This is a genomic window from Listeria grayi DSM 20601, from assembly GCF_000148995.1.
In the GTDB taxonomy this organism is placed as follows: Bacteria; Bacillota; Bacilli; order Lactobacillales; family Listeriaceae; genus Listeria; species Listeria grayi.
Window position 1 is genome coordinate 259,714 of the sequence record NZ_GL538352.1, and the last position, 16,998, is coordinate 276,711.

The 16,998-nt window shown below is 40.2% G+C and carries 15 protein-coding genes and 1 pseudogene; 14 read left to right on the top strand and 2 right to left on the bottom strand.

Annotated elements, in window-relative coordinates; translation table 11 throughout:
* Nucleotides 1–30 precede the first annotated feature (30 nt).
* Nucleotides 31–942 (bottom strand): AEC family transporter, encoded by a 912-nt coding sequence (locus tag HMPREF0556_RS01410; RefSeq protein WP_003754778.1) that lies wholly within the window; start codon nt 940–942, stop codon nt 31–33.
* 130 nt (nt 943–1,072) lie between these two features.
* On the opposite strand from HMPREF0556_RS01410, the gene HMPREF0556_RS01415 reads away from it, so the two are divergent.
* From HMPREF0556_RS01415 to HMPREF0556_RS01425, 3 genes are all read left to right on the top strand, one after another.
* Nucleotides 1,073–2,005 carry an aldo/keto reductase gene (locus tag HMPREF0556_RS01415; protein ID WP_040486378.1) on the top strand — a complete coding sequence of 311 codons (933 nt, stop codon included), beginning with the start codon at nt 1,073–1,075 and terminating at the stop codon, nt 2,003–2,005.
* 114 nt (nt 2,006–2,119) lie between these two features.
* Entirely contained in the window at nt 2,120–3,841 is a 1,722-nt protein-coding gene (locus tag HMPREF0556_RS01420) for an ABC transporter ATP-binding protein (RefSeq protein ID WP_003754781.1), read from the top strand.
* Between the two features lie 55 nt (nt 3,842–3,896).
* Nucleotides 3,897–4,274 (top strand): RidA family protein, encoded by a 378-nt coding sequence (locus tag HMPREF0556_RS01425; RefSeq protein WP_003754783.1) that lies wholly within the window; start codon nt 3,897–3,899, stop codon nt 4,272–4,274.
* Between the two features lie 37 nt (nt 4,275–4,311).
* On the opposite strand, the gene HMPREF0556_RS12965 is transcribed toward HMPREF0556_RS01425, so the two are convergent.
* A complete protein-coding gene (locus HMPREF0556_RS12965) occupies nt 4,312–5,997 on the bottom strand; it encodes a GW domain-containing glycosaminoglycan-binding protein (RefSeq protein ID WP_003754785.1) in 1,686 nt (561 codons plus the stop codon).
* A 232-nt stretch (nt 5,998–6,229) separates the two neighbouring features.
* On the opposite strand from HMPREF0556_RS12965, the gene HMPREF0556_RS01435 reads away from it, so the two are divergent.
* The 11 genes and pseudogenes from HMPREF0556_RS01435 to HMPREF0556_RS01480 all read left to right on the top strand — a co-directional run bounded on the left by HMPREF0556_RS01435 (nt 6,230) and on the right by HMPREF0556_RS01480 (nt 16,991).
* On the top strand, nt 6,230–7,615 hold the full coding sequence (locus tag HMPREF0556_RS01435; protein WP_232020875.1) for an amino acid ABC transporter substrate-binding protein/permease: 1,386 nt from the start codon (nt 6,230–6,232) through the stop codon (nt 7,613–7,615).
* Nucleotides 7,608–8,336, top strand: coding sequence for an amino acid ABC transporter ATP-binding protein (locus HMPREF0556_RS01440; protein WP_003754789.1), 729 nt, complete (start codon nt 7,608–7,610; stop codon nt 8,334–8,336). The genes HMPREF0556_RS01435 and HMPREF0556_RS01440 overlap by 8 nt, the downstream gene beginning before the upstream one ends.
* Before the next feature lie 234 nt (nt 8,337–8,570).
* Nucleotides 8,571–9,905 carry a polysaccharide pyruvyl transferase family protein gene (locus HMPREF0556_RS01445; RefSeq protein WP_003754792.1) on the top strand — a complete coding sequence of 445 codons (1,335 nt, stop codon included), beginning with the start codon at nt 8,571–8,573 and terminating at the stop codon, nt 9,903–9,905.
* Nucleotides 9,906–10,125: 220 nt separating this feature from the next.
* On the top strand, nt 10,126–11,358 hold the full coding sequence (locus HMPREF0556_RS01450; RefSeq protein WP_003754794.1) for a glycosyltransferase family 2 protein: 1,233 nt from the start codon (nt 10,126–10,128) through the stop codon (nt 11,356–11,358).
* A gap of 1 nt (nt 11,359) precedes the next feature.
* Nucleotides 11,360–13,990: pseudogene (locus HMPREF0556_RS01455) on the top strand (glycosyltransferase).
* Nucleotides 13,991–14,156: 166 nt separating this feature from the next.
* A complete protein-coding gene (locus tag HMPREF0556_RS13360) occupies nt 14,157–14,327 on the top strand; it encodes a hypothetical protein (RefSeq protein WP_003754800.1) in 171 nt (56 codons plus the stop codon).
* A 329-nt stretch (nt 14,328–14,656) separates the two neighbouring features.
* A complete protein-coding gene (locus HMPREF0556_RS13365; protein WP_169308986.1) occupies nt 14,657–14,800 on the top strand; it encodes an Lmo0850 family protein in 144 nt (47 codons plus the stop codon).
* A 139-nt stretch (nt 14,801–14,939) separates the two neighbouring features.
* Nucleotides 14,940–15,698, top strand: a complete 759-nt coding sequence (locus tag HMPREF0556_RS01465) for a hypothetical protein (protein ID WP_003754804.1) — start codon at nt 14,940–14,942, stop codon at nt 15,696–15,698.
* A gap of 72 nt (nt 15,699–15,770) precedes the next feature.
* Nucleotides 15,771–16,334, top strand: coding sequence for a TetR/AcrR family transcriptional regulator (locus HMPREF0556_RS01470; protein ID WP_003754807.1), 564 nt, complete (start codon nt 15,771–15,773; stop codon nt 16,332–16,334).
* A gap of 4 nt (nt 16,335–16,338) precedes the next feature.
* On the top strand, nt 16,339–16,674 hold the full coding sequence (locus HMPREF0556_RS01475; RefSeq protein WP_003754809.1) for a DMT family transporter: 336 nt from the start codon (nt 16,339–16,341) through the stop codon (nt 16,672–16,674).
* Nucleotides 16,674–16,991: a DMT family transporter gene (locus HMPREF0556_RS01480; protein WP_003754810.1), complete on the top strand. Its 318-nt coding sequence runs from the start codon at nt 16,674–16,676 to the stop codon at nt 16,989–16,991. The genes HMPREF0556_RS01475 and HMPREF0556_RS01480 overlap by 1 nt, the downstream gene beginning before the upstream one ends.
* Nucleotides 16,992–16,998 lie beyond the last annotated feature (7 nt).

Below are 16,998 nucleotides of genomic sequence, written 5' to 3' on the forward strand. Positions count from 1 at the left end.
TATTCTATACCTCCAAATCAAGTCTTTCAATCAGATGAACAGCTGGGCAGCCCACAAGGCGATCGGTAATGTGACGATGCTCAGTACTGTACTGATAAAAGTGGTACTCGACACTAGATCAGGTTTTGTGCGGAACTGGACCGCAAGTAGCGTTGTATTTGCAGCGGTTGGCATGACAGCTAGAATCACCATGATTTGTTTGGTCATCGTATCGACTGGTAAGAGCAGCGTCAACAAAAACGCGATCACCGGCGAGAGCAACAATCGAATCAGTAGCCCAAAGCCAACTTTAAGAAATTCGATCTCTCGAAACGAGATGACCGCCAATTGCATCCCGAGGACGATCATGATCGTTGGAATAGCAGCATTACCAACCAGATCGATACAGGTCAGGATTGGATCTGCCAGCGGGATGTGCAAGAGCTGGAAAAGAAACCCAAGCAACGCGCCATATGCGATCGGCATCCGAATCACACGCCGCCACACGAGTTTCATCCCGCCACCGTCCTCGCTTCCCTTCGCTGCATAATAAACACCGATCGTACTCATCGCCAGTTGCTGCAGCACCATCAAGATGACCGCGATCGCGAGCCCTTTTTCGCCGAAGACCAGCAAAATGACTGGCGTCCCGTAGTTGCCGTTATTCATAAAGGCACTAGACAAAATAAGCGCACAGCGATCTGCCAGCGAATAGCCCATAAATTTGGAAACGAGATAGACCACGAAAATCAAGATCGAGCAGAGTGCAAAAATATAAACTGCCAAATACAGATAATCGAGGGAAACCGGATGACTATAGAAAACAGAAAAAGCTAAGAAAGGCGACATTAGGTAAAGCGTCAATTTAGAAAGATTAGGAATCTCGAATTTCAACGCTTTCTGGCCGATAAAGCCAATTAAAAAAATCCCGAAAACAGGAAGTAAGATAAGGACAAATTGCATAGATACACCTCTTTATATGTAATATCCTTATTCTATCATAGTTAGCAATAGAATCTGATAATTCTGTTTTCAGAAGAAAGGTTTTTATTTTGAGAAGATGGGAACTAAAGAAAGTAGGAGTGTGATGACAATGAGGAAAGAAGTAGAATTAGGAAAAACTGGATTGCGCATTAACCCAGTCGGACTGGGGACAAATGCAGTCGGTGGGCATAATCTGTTCCCGAATTTAGATGAAGATGAGGGAAAGGGCTTAGTTGCTGAAGCAATCGACAGTGGTATCAACTTCATTGATACGGCTTATATCTATGGACAAGGCCGCTCCGAAGAATTGGTGGGTCAAGTCATTGCTGAAAAAAAGGCTCGTGACAAAATTATTTTGGCCACTAAAGGGGCTCATAAATTAGTGGATGGAAAAGTAGAGATCGATAATTCTCCTGAATTCCTTAAACAAACCGTAGAAGCGAGTCTAAAACGTTTGCAAACAGATTACTTAGATGTTTTCTACATTCATTTCCCAGATGAAAAAACATCGAAAAATGAAGCTGTCAGTGCGTTGAAAGAATTGAAAGATGCCGGCAAGATAAACGCGATCGGTGTTTCTAATTTCTCACTGGAACAATTAAAAGAAGCCAATCAAGATGGATATGTCGATGTGATCCAGTCGGAATATAATCTGCTGAAACGAGGAGCGGAAGAAGAATTACTTCCGTATGTAGTCGAGCATGGACTAAGCTTGATTCCCTATTTCCCACTTGCTTCCGGTCTATTGACTGGGAAATACCGGGCAGATACGGAAATCCCGGAAAGCAGAAAGAAAAACCCGCTTTTCCAAGGGGAGACTTATCGAGCCAACATTCGGAAAATCGAAAAACTTCGTGTCATCGCAGAGCGAAAACAAGCAGAGGTAGCACATATCGCACTTGCGTGGCTGCTTGCTAGGCCGGGAATCGATGCAGTCATTCCGGGTGCCAAACGCGCCGAGCAAGTGAAACATAATTTGAATACGCTGCAAGTAGATCTTTCAGCAGAAGAAGTTGCTGAAATAAGTGCGATTTTCAGCTGATAGAAGGAAACAGCTGGCAGCGGGGATTTCCCACTTGCCAGCTGTTTTTTGATTTGCACTTTTAAAATGACTCCTTTATAGTTATAACTAGACTGAAAAAGGGGGAGAAGTGGCTTGATAAAACGTTTTTTTAATTACTATCGACCGTATCGACGGTTGTTTTTTCTGGATTTCTGCTGTGCAATTGTTGCGGCGTTGTTAGAACTTGCTTTTCCAGTTGCGGTCAATCGCGTGATCGATAAACTTTTGCCGGGGAAAGACTGGGGATTGATCGTGACCGCTTGTCTGGCATTGTTTTTCTTTTACTTAATAAATACAGGAATGCAATATATCGTGACTTATTACGGACATATGCTTGGTTTGAATATCGAGACGGATATGCGCCGCGATTTGTTCCATCATATCCAAAGCCAGCCATTTGAGTTTTATGATAATCAAAAAACGGGGAAACTAATGGCACGGATGACAACGGATCTATTTGAGATCGGAGAAGTCGCGCATCACGGGCCGGAAGATATTTTCATCTCGATCATGTCACTTGTCGGCGCTTTCCTGCTGATGTTGACGATCCATGTGAAACTAGCGATCGCGACATTTATATTGGTACCGGTCTTGACGATTCTATTAGTTTTTTTCAACAAACAGATGACAAAGGTCAACACCAAGATATTCAAAGATCTCGGGACTTTCAACGCCGGGATCGAAAATGCGATCAGTGGGGTTCGTGTCGTCCAAGCATTTGCAAATGAAAATTACGAGAAAAAGCGTTTTGCAGGAATCAATGCGTTATATCGCAAATCAAAATTGGCTTTTTATAAAGTAATGGGTGTCAGCACATCATTTAACTATTTTCTGATTCGGCTGATCACGCTGTTTGCACTTATTTTTGGTGCTTATTTTAGTATTCAGGGAGATATTACATACGGTGATTTTGTCGGCTTTATCTTACTGACAAACGTCTTTATTCGTCCGATTGAAAAAATCAACGCGATCATCGAAAGTTATCCAAAGGGAATCGCCGGCTTCAAACGCTTTTTGGAAGTGATCGACACGAAACCGAGTATTACGGATACACCGAATGCTGTCAGTGCCGAGCCATTCCGCGGCGACATCGAATACCGGGATGTTTCATTCCGCTATCAAGATGGCAAGACTGTGCTGGATCATATCCAATTGTCGATCCAGGCTGGCGAAAGCATTGCCTTTGTCGGTCCAAGCGGTGCCGGAAAAACGACGATCTGTAATCTGCTGCCACGCTTTTATGAAGTGACAGATGGAGAAATCCGTATTGATGATAGGCCGATCAAACAAATGACGCTCGCTTCACTTCGTTCGCAAATCGGTGTCGTGCAGCAGGATGTATTCTTGTTTTCCGGTACCGTCCGGGAAAATATCGCTTATGGGAAATTAGATGCGAGTGATGCAGAGATCGATGAGGTAGTGAAGCTCGCGCATTTAGAAAAAGTAATTGCAGAAATGCCGGATGGACTGGATACGGTGATCGGAGAACGAGGAGTCAAACTTTCAGGCGGACAGCGCCAACGTTTGGCGATCGCGAGAATGTTTTTGAAAAACCCGCCGATCTTGATCCTCGATGAAGCGACTTCTGCGCTCGATACAGAAACAGAACAAGTCATCCAAGCATCCTTACAAACATTAGCTGTCGGACGGACCACGCTGATCATCGCGCATCGCCTAGCGACCATCAAACACGCTGACCGCATTCTAGTTGTGACCGAAAATGGCATCGAACAAATGGGGACGCACGAAGAATTATTAGCTGTTCCGGGGACTTACCGCAATCTTTATGATGCGCAGTTCCGCAAAGATAGTTGAAAAATAGATGACATCTCAGCTACAATAGAAACAATCATGAAAGGGTGGGATATAGATGAGCAAACGAGTTATTCATACGGATAAGGCGCCAAAAGCATTAGGACCTTATTCACAGGCAATCGAAACAAACGGTTTTATTTTCGCTTCTGGACAGTTGGGAATAGATCCAGCGACTGGCGATTTGCAGGTTGGCGCAGAAGCGCAGATCAAACAAGCTTTGACAAATGTCGCTTCCGTATTAGAGGAAGCAGGCAGCAGCTTGGAAAACATCGTCAAGACCACGATCTTTTTTAAAGACCTGGCCAATTTTCAAGCCGTAAATGAGATCTATGGTTCCTTTTTTGAAAATGCTTATCCTGCTCGAAGCGCGTTCCAAGTGGCAAAATTGCCACTTGATGCGGAAGTGGAGATCGAGGTTGTAGCGGTGAAATAGGAAAAGCTGGTATCGATCATCGATACCAGCTTTTTTATTAATACGAGATTGCCCGCCGTTTCTGCGTTTTCCACGTATTATCCAGCGCTTTTTTGCTGATCTTGACATTTTTTTGACCTGTCCAACAATCATTGTAATAGAAATTATTTTTATCATAGCCAGTTAGTGTCAGGGCATGAACGCTGAAGCCGTGCATTTTCACCCAGACGACAACAGGTTTTTTATAACGTAAAAACCGTTCTAATGTCTTTGTGGAAGAACCGGTGAGGTCACGGGAAGAACCAGCATATTTTTTTACCAGCTTTTTCAATGCTTTTGGATAGATCGTCCAGCCATGCGTCGTGTATGGATTTCCGACGAACCCCTTATTCGGATTACTACTATGACGTGGCATTTCATTAGCTAATTTTGTTTTCGTTACTTTTTTCGCTTTGGTATACCGTAGCATCATTGTAACGGAAGTGATCTCGCAACCTGTTGGAAGTTCAGGACGTTGTTTGATGATCGGTACGGAAAGGAGCAGTTTTGGACTCTTAAAGGCACTTTTTTTCATCCAACCTTTGACTTTACCATTTACTTTGAATTGATAAAAAACGGCGTGTTCTGTTTTTGCTTCCCGAACGACTTGAACGATCAGGTTATTGTAAGTTTTAGAAACACCAGTTTTTTTGGCGTTTTTGATTTTATAAGGCTTGTTGTAGATGGCCGTTTTTTTCGTTGCGACACGTTTGTCGAAACTTACCTTTTTATCGTAGCTCAATTTATCATAAGGGGAAGTAAATGCGCTCGTTTTCATCCAACCGATCGTTTTGTTTTTATAGCGAAATTGATAATACGTCCCATGCTTGGTCTTGGCAGATTGAAGGATATGGACGGTTTTCTTGTTATAAGTCTTAGCGGTGCCAACTTGTTTGACACCTGCGACTTGATAAGGTTTCGAATAGATTTTTTCGGTAGTGGAATTTACTTTTTTGTCAAAGTTGACTTTGCTTTGTGAGAGGATCGGATCTGCTTTAGGAGGTTCTACTTTTTTATAAGTATAGGTCACAGTTTCTGCTTGGCTGGAAAATGTTCCTTTTGTCTTGCCGGCTGTTTTCGCGAGTGTGTAGTTTTTGATTGTTTTTGGCTTGGTTTGATAACTGTTGCCGATCGCACCTTGCAACGTTTGTTTCGTAGCGATCGTTTTTCCGGCTGTATCTACAAATAGGACTGTGATCGGAGCAGCTTTATTTACTTGATACGTATAGACGATATCCGCTTTTTTATCGGAAAAAGTCCCATTTACAGCACCAGTTGCTTTGCTCAGTGTATAGTTAGCGATCGTTTTGGGTTTTGTTTGATAGGTTTTGCCCCATTCTCCGGTCAGGGTTTGTTTCGCAGCTAACGTTTTACCTTGTGTATCCAAATAAGAAATCGTGACAGGAGCCGTTTGTTTGGCTTCATAGGTATAATACAGATACGTTTTTTCACCGGCTTGTGGAAATTTCCCAGCTGGCTGGTCTGGTGAGGACACTAGATTATATCCCTCAAATACCAATGCTTCTGTCTGATAATCTGCACCTGGTTCTCCCTCTGTTGTTACTTCTTTCAAGACCTTTTTGTCTTTGGTCTGATAGGTCGTTATCACTTGGCTCTTCTCGGTCGTAGCCGCGATTGCAGTGTAAGGACTGAAAAGAGAAAAGCTGAGTGCGATAGCGATAAAAAGACAACCCCACTTTTTCATAGCTAACCTCCAATAGTATTTTTTATTTTATTATATAATGAAAGCGGATAAAAAGCCTATCTTTTTCTAAAAATGATTTTTGTTTGAAAAAATTATGAACTTTAGAACTTCTCAATAAAGAATCCTTATGGTAGAATTTAACAGTGTGATTATAAAAAGACTGGGGGAATTGCAAATGAAAAAATGTCTACGCATATTGTTTCCAGTTTTCGCAGCATTGATTTTGATATTCATGATTTCTGGAGTTTCAAAACCTGTCCATGCAGCTAAAACAGATACATATGAAATTGCGACTGACACCACATTCGCGCCATTTGAATTTGAATCTAAAAAAGGGGAATATATTGGTATTGACATGGACTTGCTCAAAGCCATCGCCAAAGACCAAAATTTCAAATACAAAATTAAACCACTCGGCTTCAACGCCGCTGTTCAAGCCTTAGAGGCAAATCAAGTAGATGCCGTTATTGCCGGGATGAGCATCACTCCCGATCGCGAGAAAAAATTCGATTTTTCGAAACCGTATTTTGAATCTGGCGTGGTAATGGCGGTCGATAAAGACGAAAAAAATGTCAAAAGCTATAAAGATCTGAAAGGCAAAAAAGTCGCTGTTAAAACAGGAACAGAAGGCTACGCATTTGCAGACAAAATCAAAGACAAGTACGGTTTTAAAATCGTCACTTTCGATGAATCTTCACCAATGTACGATGACGTTAAAACCGGAAACTCGGCAGCAGCTTTCGATGATTTTCCAGTCCTTGCTTACGGCGTTCAGCAAGGAAATGGACTTAAAATCGTTACAGATAAAGAAAAAGGCGGCGAATACGGTTTTGCCGTAAATAAAGGTAAAAACAAAGAATTACTTGATAAATTCAACACTGGTTTAGCTAATTTGAAAGCAAACGGTGAATATAAGAAAATCACGGAAAAATATTTAGGTAAAAACGGTGAAGCGAGCCAAAAAAGCGGGTTCTTTGCCTCACTTGGTGAAAGCTGGCCGGCACTACTAGCCGGATTATGGTACACGATCCGCTTGACTGTGCTTTCGCTACTGATCGCCCTTATTATCGGGGTTGTATTCGGCTTTATGAAAGTAAGCCAAAACAGGATCGTTCGTGGCATCGCGACCGTGTATGTAGATATTTTCCGGGGAACACCATTACTAGTACAGGCGTTCTTCATTTACTTCGGTATCCCGCAAGCTCTTGATTTCCGAATGCCGGCATTCTTGGCCGCACTGCTTGCGCTTAGCTTAAATGCTGGTGCCTATATGGTTGAGATCGTCCGTGGCGGTATCCAATCCGTTGATTCCGGACAAATGGAAGCAGCCCGAAGTTTAGGTCTTCCATATCGTAAATCGATGATAAAAATCGTGCTTCCGCAAGCGATCCGTACGATGATTCCATCTTTTATCAACCAATTTGTCATCACACTGAAAGATACTTCGATCATGTCGGTCATCGGCCTGGTAGAATTGACTCAATCCGGGAAGATCATCATTGCGAGAACCTTCCAATCCTTTGACATCTGGCTGATCGTTGCCCTCATGTATCTGATCGTTATCACGATTTTGACCAAAGTATCAGATCGAGTGGAAAGGAGACTTCGAAATGACTAAATTAAAAGTAACAGGCCTTAAAAAGAATTTCGGAGCAAATGAAGTGCTGAAAGATATCAATCTAGAAGTTCAAGAAGGCGAAGTAGTTTGCGTCATTGGCCCTTCTGGTTCGGGTAAAAGCACGTTCTTGCGCTGTATGAACCACTTAGAAGAGATCACTGGCGGCACCGTCATTGTGGACGATTATAATATTACCGATAAAAAAGTGGATATCAACAAAGTACGCGAAAATATCGGCATGGTATTCCAGCACTTTAATCTATTTCCGCATTTATCCGTTTTAGAAAATATCACATTAGCACCAATCGAATTAAAAAAACAATCCAAACAAGAAGCTAAAAAAATCGGATTGCAATTATTGGAACGTGTAGGCTTGGCAGATAAGGCAGATAGTTATCCAAAACAACTTTCCGGCGGTCAAAAACAACGGGTAGCGATCGCGAGAGCACTAGCTATGAACCCCGATATCATGTTGTTCGATGAACCGACTTCTGCACTAGATCCGGAAATGGTCGGCGAAGTATTGAATGTTATGAAATCCCTCGTAAAAGACGGCATGACGATGATGGTCGTTACTCACGAAATGGGATTTGCCCGCGAAGTAGGCGACCGTGTCATTTTCATGGATGGTGGCTACATCGTAGAAGAAGGAACCCCGCAAGAAGTATTCGACACACCGAAGCACGAGCGGACGATTAGTTTTTTAGAAAAAGTATTGTAGGAAAAAGAGCAGCCAGCGCTGCTCTTTTTTTGTTCCCGAATATTATTTAAAAGCAGCTGCATTTGTGCGGCTGCTTTTTTAATGCCACTTCTTTTTAAAAGATGGAAAGTAGTGGCTGTTTCTTATTTAAACGAAAACTGCGTGAAGTCACACTTAGAAACAGTATTAGAAAGTTGCTATTATAAAAATGGAAACGAAAATCCGGGGTGAATGTTATTCAAAAGGAGATTGAATGTGAAAAAAATATTAATTAGAGCGGGCGCGAATCCCTATGAACAAAAAACAGCTTTTGACTTGATGAAAGCAGATTACATCGGTGGGAATGTCGGTAATCTGATATTTGCACACAGCCTGTTCAGAAACCTAACTACTGATGACACGGTATTAGAAGCAGATGGTTATCGCGCATCTGCTAGTCAAGCAGACCAAATCAATGAGACATATGCAGGTTTTGTAATACCGCTAGCTGATGCCTTTCGCGGTGATTTTGAAAACAACTTGAGCCAGCTGACACTACTAGTGAAAAAGTTAACGATCCCTGTCTATTTAATCGGAGTTGGGATAAAAGCGCCTATTCAATCGAAAAGTGAAGATCTGCACTTTTCATATGATGATACGGTAAAAGAATTTATCAAAGCGATTCTGGAAAAATCTAGCATTGTCGGTATAAGAGGAGAGATGACAGCAAGATACTTAACCAATCTCGGTTTTAAAGAAGGTACGGATCATATGGTGATTGGCTGTCCATCCATGTACACCTATGGCGAAAACCTAAAGATCCGTGAGATTGCCAAAGACAAAGGCTCAGAACTGCTATTATCTACCAATCGGTCGAAGTCTGCTCCCAGCCCCGTATTAAAGTATATCCACAGACTTCACGAAGCCTTTGAGAAAGCAAGCTTCGTCCCGCAAGGCTGGGATGAATTCAAGCTGATGTACACAGGTGTACCGACTTTTAAAATCGGCAGCTATCCATCCACGATGAAAGACATTGCCTACGAAAGCGGAAATGCAACGTTTTTTACAAGTGCGGTTCGATGGATCACGCATATGCGGGGAATGGATTTTAGTTTTGGAACCAAACTGCACGGAAATATTACCGCAACGATCGCCGGAACACCCAGCATCACGATTCCGATTGACGCCCGGATGAAGGAGCTTGCTGATTATCACAACTTAACAAGAATGACACCTCAGGAAATCATCGAAAATCAAGGGGAATTTCTATTTGGACTCATGGAGAAAGTCGACATCCACTCCGCAGAAAAAACACAAGTACGTAATTATGAAAACTTTATTCATTTTTTAGAAAAAAATAATCTAGCCTATACGCATCAGAACGAAACGAATTATATGGATACCCCCTATGATCGGACATACGGACAATCAAATTATGGAGAGGAAATAGCACCAATTACAGCTTGCAAAGAAAAAGCGTTAAAAGAACGGATAAGCGTTATCACCAAGGCAAACTATCAGCGTCAAGATATTTATGTATCCCGGCAAAAGGCACTTTATAAAAAAATAGCAGAACAGGAGAAGTTCTTTTCTAATTTAACACGCCGTTGAAAAAAATGCTCCGTGGGGAAGAAAACAATGTGAAATCAACGCCTTTGCCGACCACGATTTGCGCCATTGTTTTTTTTCAATTCAATCAGAGTGGCATGTCAATTAATTCACAAAAAGACATCAATTAGACATTGCTCAAATGCAAATAAATAAAAAAATAAATAAGTTAAAATAAATTCCGTTAGTTGTTAGTGAAGTAGTGAAAGAGGGATAGGATTTTTTGTATGTTTCAGTTGTTGTACCCGTCTATAATGTTGAAAAATATGCAAAAGAAATGATACGTAGTTTGATCCAACAAACAATGAAACAAATCGAGTTTCTAATTGTCGATGACGGTTCGACGGATGCCAGTATGGACATCATCCAAGCGGAAATAAGAAATGATACTCGTTTTGTTATTCTCCAACAGACGAATAAAGGGGCGGCCCATGCAAGAAATATCGGGATCCAGCATGCGACAGGAGAATACATCATGTTCATTGATGCGGATGACAAACTTGCAAAAGATGCAGCGACGCTTTTATATCAGGAAGGTATCACAAGCGGCGCCGATATCGTTTATGGAAAGATGAAACGATTTACTACAGAAAAAGAGTGGTACTTAGAAAGCCATCTAGGTCGAAAAATCTATGTAGAAAAAGAGAAAAACATCTTAGCAAACAGCGAATTATTTTATTCGATCGGTCCTTGTGCCAAACTTTTTGCCAAACATTTATTTGAAAAAATCAAATTTCCAGAACATATCATCTTTGGCGAAGACCAGTATGTCACGTTTATGAGTTATGTCAGTGCCCAAAAAATCATTTTTTTGAACGAAGACATTTATTTTTACCGAATCAGAGAAGTAGGGGAACGATCTTTGACGCAAAAAAAAGAAGAATATCCCTTTGCGTATTTGAATTCGCTGATTAATCTTTTTCAACTGATATCACAAGGGTTTGAAAGGAATACTACCTTTTTGCCCGCAGAAAAGAAAGCGATCATGCATGCTTATTTTGAACGCTTGATCGAATTTGAGATTTTTCCGATTTTTAAATTGGTTTTCAAAAACCGGCGCTTTCAATCAAGAGGACTGGAAAACATCAGCAACTTCTTTGAAAGTATCGATAACGAATTGATAGAAGATTCGTCGATCATTGTTTATAAATTCATTGTGGAATTAAATAATATTTTTTTTATCCTTCAGAATAAAAGCTATCGTGATTACGTTACTCTCCAACGCCTTATTATCGAAAGTAATCCGTCTCTTTTTGAAAATGAGATCAAAAAAAACTACTTCTATAAATATCTATTAACTAAAAAAATAACCACTAGACCTTCTAATCTGCTTGCAGCAATTAAATACCGTATCATTGCATTTTGCAGGTATGGTTATGTTTTTCTGAGCAGCAAGGTTAGAACGAATATATTCAAAAGGGAGCAGTCAAGTTTTGGAAAAAAATATCGAATATAATGTGAGTATTATCATCCCCGTTTATAATGCCGATGCCTTTTTAGAAAGAACACTGGAATCGATCATCGCCCAGCAAACCAGAGGACTGACGTATGAAGTATTGCTGATCAATGACGGCTCAACAGACACAAGTGGTGAGATCTGCCTTCAATACAGTTTGAAATACGACAATTTTTATTACATCAAGCAACGTAATAAAGGTGTTTCCCATGCTAGAAATAAAGGGCTAGAAATCGCGCAGGGGGAATATATCTTGTTTTTGGATGCCGATGATTTGTTATTACCACAAACGATATATCATGCAATCACTACATTTGAAAAATATAAAGAAGAAACAAATATTCTAGCATATCCGCTGTATACCAAGGAAGGCAATGACATCAAACCACATATCCGTAATGCTAACTTCCGGCAAAAGAACAGAAGCGGCCTTTATAATATTGGTGAGTTTCCATTCTTGAATCAATGCACGATGAATGTAGTTATAAAAAATCTGGATGACGCAGATAAGATTTATTTCAATACATCACTCAAACAATGCGAAGATGCGCTGTTTAATACACAAATGGTACTTACGATGGGGAACATCGCCTTTTCAAATAACGGCGGATATGTCTATGATATCGGTCATGAATCGACTGTCGACAAATTTAAAAACCCAGTCGATATTGGCGATATGCTGCTACAGTTTTTTGAGAATCTCATCAACAATGCGCTCAAACATTACGGCAGCGTGCCAGCGTACGTTCAAAGCATGATCTTATACGAGATAAATTGGCGTTTTCTTCAAAATGTTTTATTTCCCTTTCATTTGAAAGAACCGGGATATGCAGAATGGATGGATAGAATCGTGCAGGTTTTTGACCATATCGAAGTCCATACGATTTTAGAACAACCACTGATGGATTATTATCATAAAATCTATTTTATTCAAACCTTCAAACAACAGATCATCCATAAAAACGATTCTTTTGGCTTGCGCTTTTTCAGTAAAGACGAGCATATCCACACCCTTCAACATGTGACGATCGTGTTTAATAAAATCAAGAAAATAGGAGAAGAACTGCAATTCGTCGGATATATCAAAGCGCCGTTACTGGACAATGCGGATGATGTCGCACTGGAGCTGACCAGTGAACAGCAGGATTACAAAAAAACAGTATGGCTGCGAGAAACCCCGGCCAGCTACTATAAGTCTCATCTCCAAGTGAGTTCCTTTTTGGGTTTTGACTTTACACTAGATCTTCGCCAAGAGGCAGAGTTTTTAGTGAAAGTAAAGATCAATGGTGTTTTTTATAAAACGGTTCCTTATTTTGAAGAGGATATTATCTTCAAAAAACATATCCAGTCAAAACATGTCGTTTTGCCAGAAACCATTATTTCCTATAAAGAAAATCCGTTTGCGATCCTTATCAGAGAGCGCAGCAAAAATCGGGATTTCGCGAAAAATGTCCTTGCCCACCAATCGAAGCTGTACGAGAAAAAAGGGCAGAGGAACGTTTTGACCTTTAGAAAATATAAAAAGCTCCTCGCTCTCGTATGGAAACAAAAACGAATTTGGCTTTATAACGACAGAATAAATACCCGAGATAACGCGTTTATTCAATTCAAGCACGATATGACTAAAAAAGACGGCGTAAATAGATATTATGTTGTTCGGGATTTAAATGAGGTAGCAGGAGAAATCCCTAAGCAAAAGGTGGTCCTTTTTGGATCGCTAAAACATAAACTTCTTTTTTATTACAGTGAACTGATCTTAACTTCTTTTAAAGAGAAACTAGAATATTCGCCGCTTTCCAATCAAGCCTATAATGCGCTTTATTCGGAGATGAAACATAAAGTCGTCTATTTGCAACACGGCGTTTTAAATGCACACACTCCATGGCTGTATGGCAAACACAAAACGAACTTTGACAAATTTTTGATTTCCAGCGACTTTGAGAAGGAAAATCTCAAAAAACACTATGGCTACGCAGAAAAGGATCTGCTCCAAGCTGGAATGCCGCGACTAGACCTGATCACGTCAGGGACGAAAAAAAACAAGCTGTTGTTTGCCCCTTCGTGGAGAAAATCACTGGTGAAAGAAGATAAGTACCTAAACCGCACCATAGCAAAAGACGCTTTTTACCAATCAGAATTCTTTCAAGCGATCCATGCGTTTATTAATTCACCGGAATTGAATGATATCCTAAAAACAAATAATTATCAGTTGGACGTAAAACTGCACCCGATCTTTATGGAAGAAGGTGCGCTTTTCAACACAGAGCAAAGCAATATTCATATTATCGAAAGCGGTGAAAAAATAGCGGTTGAGGAATAAAAACTGTTTATCACTGATTTTTCCTCTTTTATGTTCGATTTCATCAAGACCAAGACAAAAATCGCCTTTTTCTTTCCTGATCTCAAACGATTTTTAGGAGGCAATCACATTTATAATCGTCTTGATTTCGATATCGATCAATTTGGAGAGCGGTATGAACGTCCAGAAGAAATCATTGCTTCTATCAACAGGTATATCACCGAGGACTTTCGTATTGAGCCTGAGTTGGAGGAATTATATGATGCATTTTACTATCAGCCTGTCCACAAGAACTATCGCGAAACGCTTTATCAGCAACTGTTCCATCTCTAAAATCCAACCAAATCGGTTTCCGGTTTGGTTTCTTTTTTGATTGGAAATTAGCCGCACAAGAGGGTGGTGACTAATATCCAGGCAAAGTGCGTGAATCGATACTTAGAAGAAATATTTAAAACTTGCTATTATGAAAGGGAAATAAGGGAGGGAGTGACAGTTATACGTGATCGGCAGTCAAAAAATACATCAAGATTGCTTGGCGGAAGTATATAAAGAATTAGCAGAAATAGTGGGGCTGGAAACGATGCTAAAGCTATATGATGTACTAAAGGGACAGCAATTAAATTTTCCGACAAGATTATATGCAAGTGATAAAGTGAAAAAAAATCGTTAAAACCTATCGTGGCAAAAATCCGCAAAGTTTAGCACGCGAATTCGGCTATAGTTCCAGATGGGTACAAGAGGTCTTAAAAGAACATCATGATGGAAACAATACCGACTAAACCTATCGATAATAAATCAAGCTGCGGCTGCTGGAATCATTCAGGTAGCCGCAGCTTTTATGCTATTCGACAGGCGGAATTTATTTCGTAAAACTCCTTCTATTACAATATGATGAAAAATGTAAAAATTTCAAAAAAATCTAGGTTTATGGATTAACTTATGATAAAGTAGGTAATATAGAGAAAGATGGATGAAAACCAGAGGATTGGAGCGGTCAGGATGGAGCAAAACCAAGATGATTTAAAGAAAATAATCCTTCAGTTAAAAAAACAAGGCATTGAAGTAGAAGAGACTAAATCGCGAAAAGATGTACTGGAATCTCTTCAAAGTTCATTTAGAAAATTGGGATATAGCCTGAAATGAATGTAAAACCTGTGTCTTTTTTTAAGACGCGGGTTTTTTTATATTATTTAGTCGAAATGCGAGCTAAACAATATTATTCGCGCGCTTTTTGCGTTATGATAGGGGTAAGAAGAATTTTAGAATAGAGAGAGGAAGACCAATGAAAAAAGAGTTGAAAAAGGAGCAGTCCATTTATATTTATATTGATTATGTCATTAACAGTGTTGCCACTCGCGGCATTGATTTCTGCGATTTTGTAAATGGGATCGGACTACTCCCAGAAAATTTATTGTTACTCAAGCACCACTTAGATGACACTTCTTTTAATGCTCATACACTTTTTCATTATTTAGAAGCGGGCGATATTCATAAATTGCAAGTACAGGAAGAACGGAAGCAGGAAGCATTCAGCTGGATCGATTTTGAAGAGGTGGACCTGCTTAATCAGCTGACAGCTCAAGAAATCGCAGAGCTGCTGTATTTGGCTCATACAGGAAGACATTTGCGTTCGCCGTTTTACTATAAATTGCAAAACAACTTTGTCTATTTGAGTTCATCGGATGGACATATCAACAAGACCTATTACCGTCACATCAATCGTTTTTATACATTGCTCAGCTATTGTATTACAAAACGGACAGCTGACTTAGTTTCGGAAAAAAGCATCTTCTCGTTCGGCAAGAAAAAAGATGTTGCCAATATTTCAGAATCGCTGATCGAAACATTAGTTCCGTTGTTTAAAGAAGGCGTTTATCTGGATTTTGCCAATGCCAAAAAATCACGTACGCAAATCGAGATCCCACTTTTCGCCAATGTAGGGGAAGAGATCGTACATACGGATGCTATCGATAAAGGATCAGAAGTAGCTAGTATTATTTACGATAATCGACGTTCAGAATGGGAAATTGTAAAAAAATAAACCTTCAATGGTTTATTTTTTTTGGTTTTCTATGTTATTATTTAGCTAACTAACGTTAGGTAGGTGAATGAAATGTCAAAAGAAACGATCAAATCCACTGCGCTGCACTTTTTTGCTGAGATCGGCTATGAAGCGACTTCACTAGCAAAGATCGCTGCAGAAGTCGGAATCAAAAAACCATCGATCTACGCGCATTTTTCTTCTAAAGAAGCGTTGTTTTTAGAAGTTTATCAAGATGTGCTGGAACTGGAACTGCAAAAAATCAAGCAATTGCAAAAGCAAGGGGAAAAGGGCGAAGCGTTATTAGAAGCTTTGTTTTATTATTTGACCGATATAAATACAGATAAATTAGGAAAGCAATTTTCTCAGCGTGCCATTTTTTATCCGCCGGAAGCGATTTCGGAAAGCGTAAAGAATATTACACAAACCTTTGAGAATCTTACAGTCGAAATTATGGAGCAGGCAGTACCTGCTTATTTCACCAAAGCACAAACGCTTCGCTGGATGCATGTTTTTTATATGATGCTTGATGGCTTGTTGATGGAAGGTAATTTATATGAATCAGAAGAAATTACAAAACGAAGAGAATCTGCCTGGCTTTTCTTGAAGCAGGCACTAACACAGAAGGAGGCATAGCAACGTGGAATGGATGTATTTGATTGGCGGTGGAATCGCTGAGATCATTTGGGCGCTAGGATTGAAAGAATCTCATGGGTTCACGGAGTGGGGCTGGAGTGCCATCACCGTGCTTTTTTTAACAATCAGCTTTTATTTATTTGCGAAAGCATTACGACTGGTACCGATCGGCACAGCATATGCAGTCTTTACAGGAATCGGATCAGCTGGTTCCGCAATAGTAGGAATCTTATTTTTAAATGAAAGTGTCAGCTTTTTTAAGATCGCAGCACTTGTTTTATTATTAGTTGGAATCCTTGGTTTGAAATTGATCGATGGAAAAAAGGACGGTGAAGCCTAATGGCGTGGCTTATTTTAGTGGCAGCAGGTATTTTAGAGATGGTTTTTGTCCTGTTTATGAAACTATCGAATGGTTTTCGTAATTTGAAATTTAGTTTGTTGACATTTGCCACCATGGCGGTGGATTTTTATTTGCTATCACTTGCTCTCAAAGAGATACCGATCGGAACGGGTTACGCCATTTGGACAGGTATCGGAGCAGCGGGAAGTGTGATTCTTGGCATGCTTGCTTTTAAAGAACCGAAAAGCGCTCTTAAAATCCTCTTCTTGAGTTTTATCGTGATCGGTGCAGTAGGGCTGAAACTTACTTCTGCTTGAAGTAGAT

Excerpts from the sequence above, each read along its gene's own strand:
- HMPREF0556_RS01410 (WP_003754778.1), bottom strand. The coding sequence starts at position 942 with ATGCAATTTGTCCTTATCTTACTTCCTGTTTTCGGGATTTTTTTAATT.
- HMPREF0556_RS01415 (WP_040486378.1), top strand. The coding sequence starts at position 1,073 with ATGAGGAAAGAAGTAGAATTAGGAAAAACTGGATTGCGCATTAACCCA.
- HMPREF0556_RS01425 (WP_003754783.1), top strand. The coding sequence starts at position 3,897 with ATGAGCAAACGAGTTATTCATACGGATAAGGCGCCAAAAGCATTAGGA.
- HMPREF0556_RS12965 (WP_003754785.1), bottom strand. The coding sequence starts at position 5,997 with ATGAAAAAGTGGGGTTGTCTTTTTATCGCTATCGCACTCAGCTTTTCT.
- HMPREF0556_RS01435 (WP_232020875.1), top strand. The coding sequence starts at position 6,230 with ATGATTTCTGGAGTTTCAAAACCTGTCCATGCAGCTAAAACAGATACA.
- HMPREF0556_RS01440 (WP_003754789.1), top strand. The coding sequence starts at position 7,608 with ATGACTAAATTAAAAGTAACAGGCCTTAAAAAGAATTTCGGAGCAAAT.
- HMPREF0556_RS13365 (WP_169308986.1), top strand. The coding sequence starts at position 14,657 with ATGGAGCAAAACCAAGATGATTTAAAGAAAATAATCCTTCAGTTAAAA.
- HMPREF0556_RS01465 (WP_003754804.1), top strand. The coding sequence starts at position 14,940 with ATGAAAAAAGAGTTGAAAAAGGAGCAGTCCATTTATATTTATATTGAT.
- HMPREF0556_RS01470 (WP_003754807.1), top strand. The coding sequence starts at position 15,771 with ATGTCAAAAGAAACGATCAAATCCACTGCGCTGCACTTTTTTGCTGAG.
- HMPREF0556_RS01480 (WP_003754810.1), top strand. The coding sequence starts at position 16,674 with ATGGCGTGGCTTATTTTAGTGGCAGCAGGTATTTTAGAGATGGTTTTT.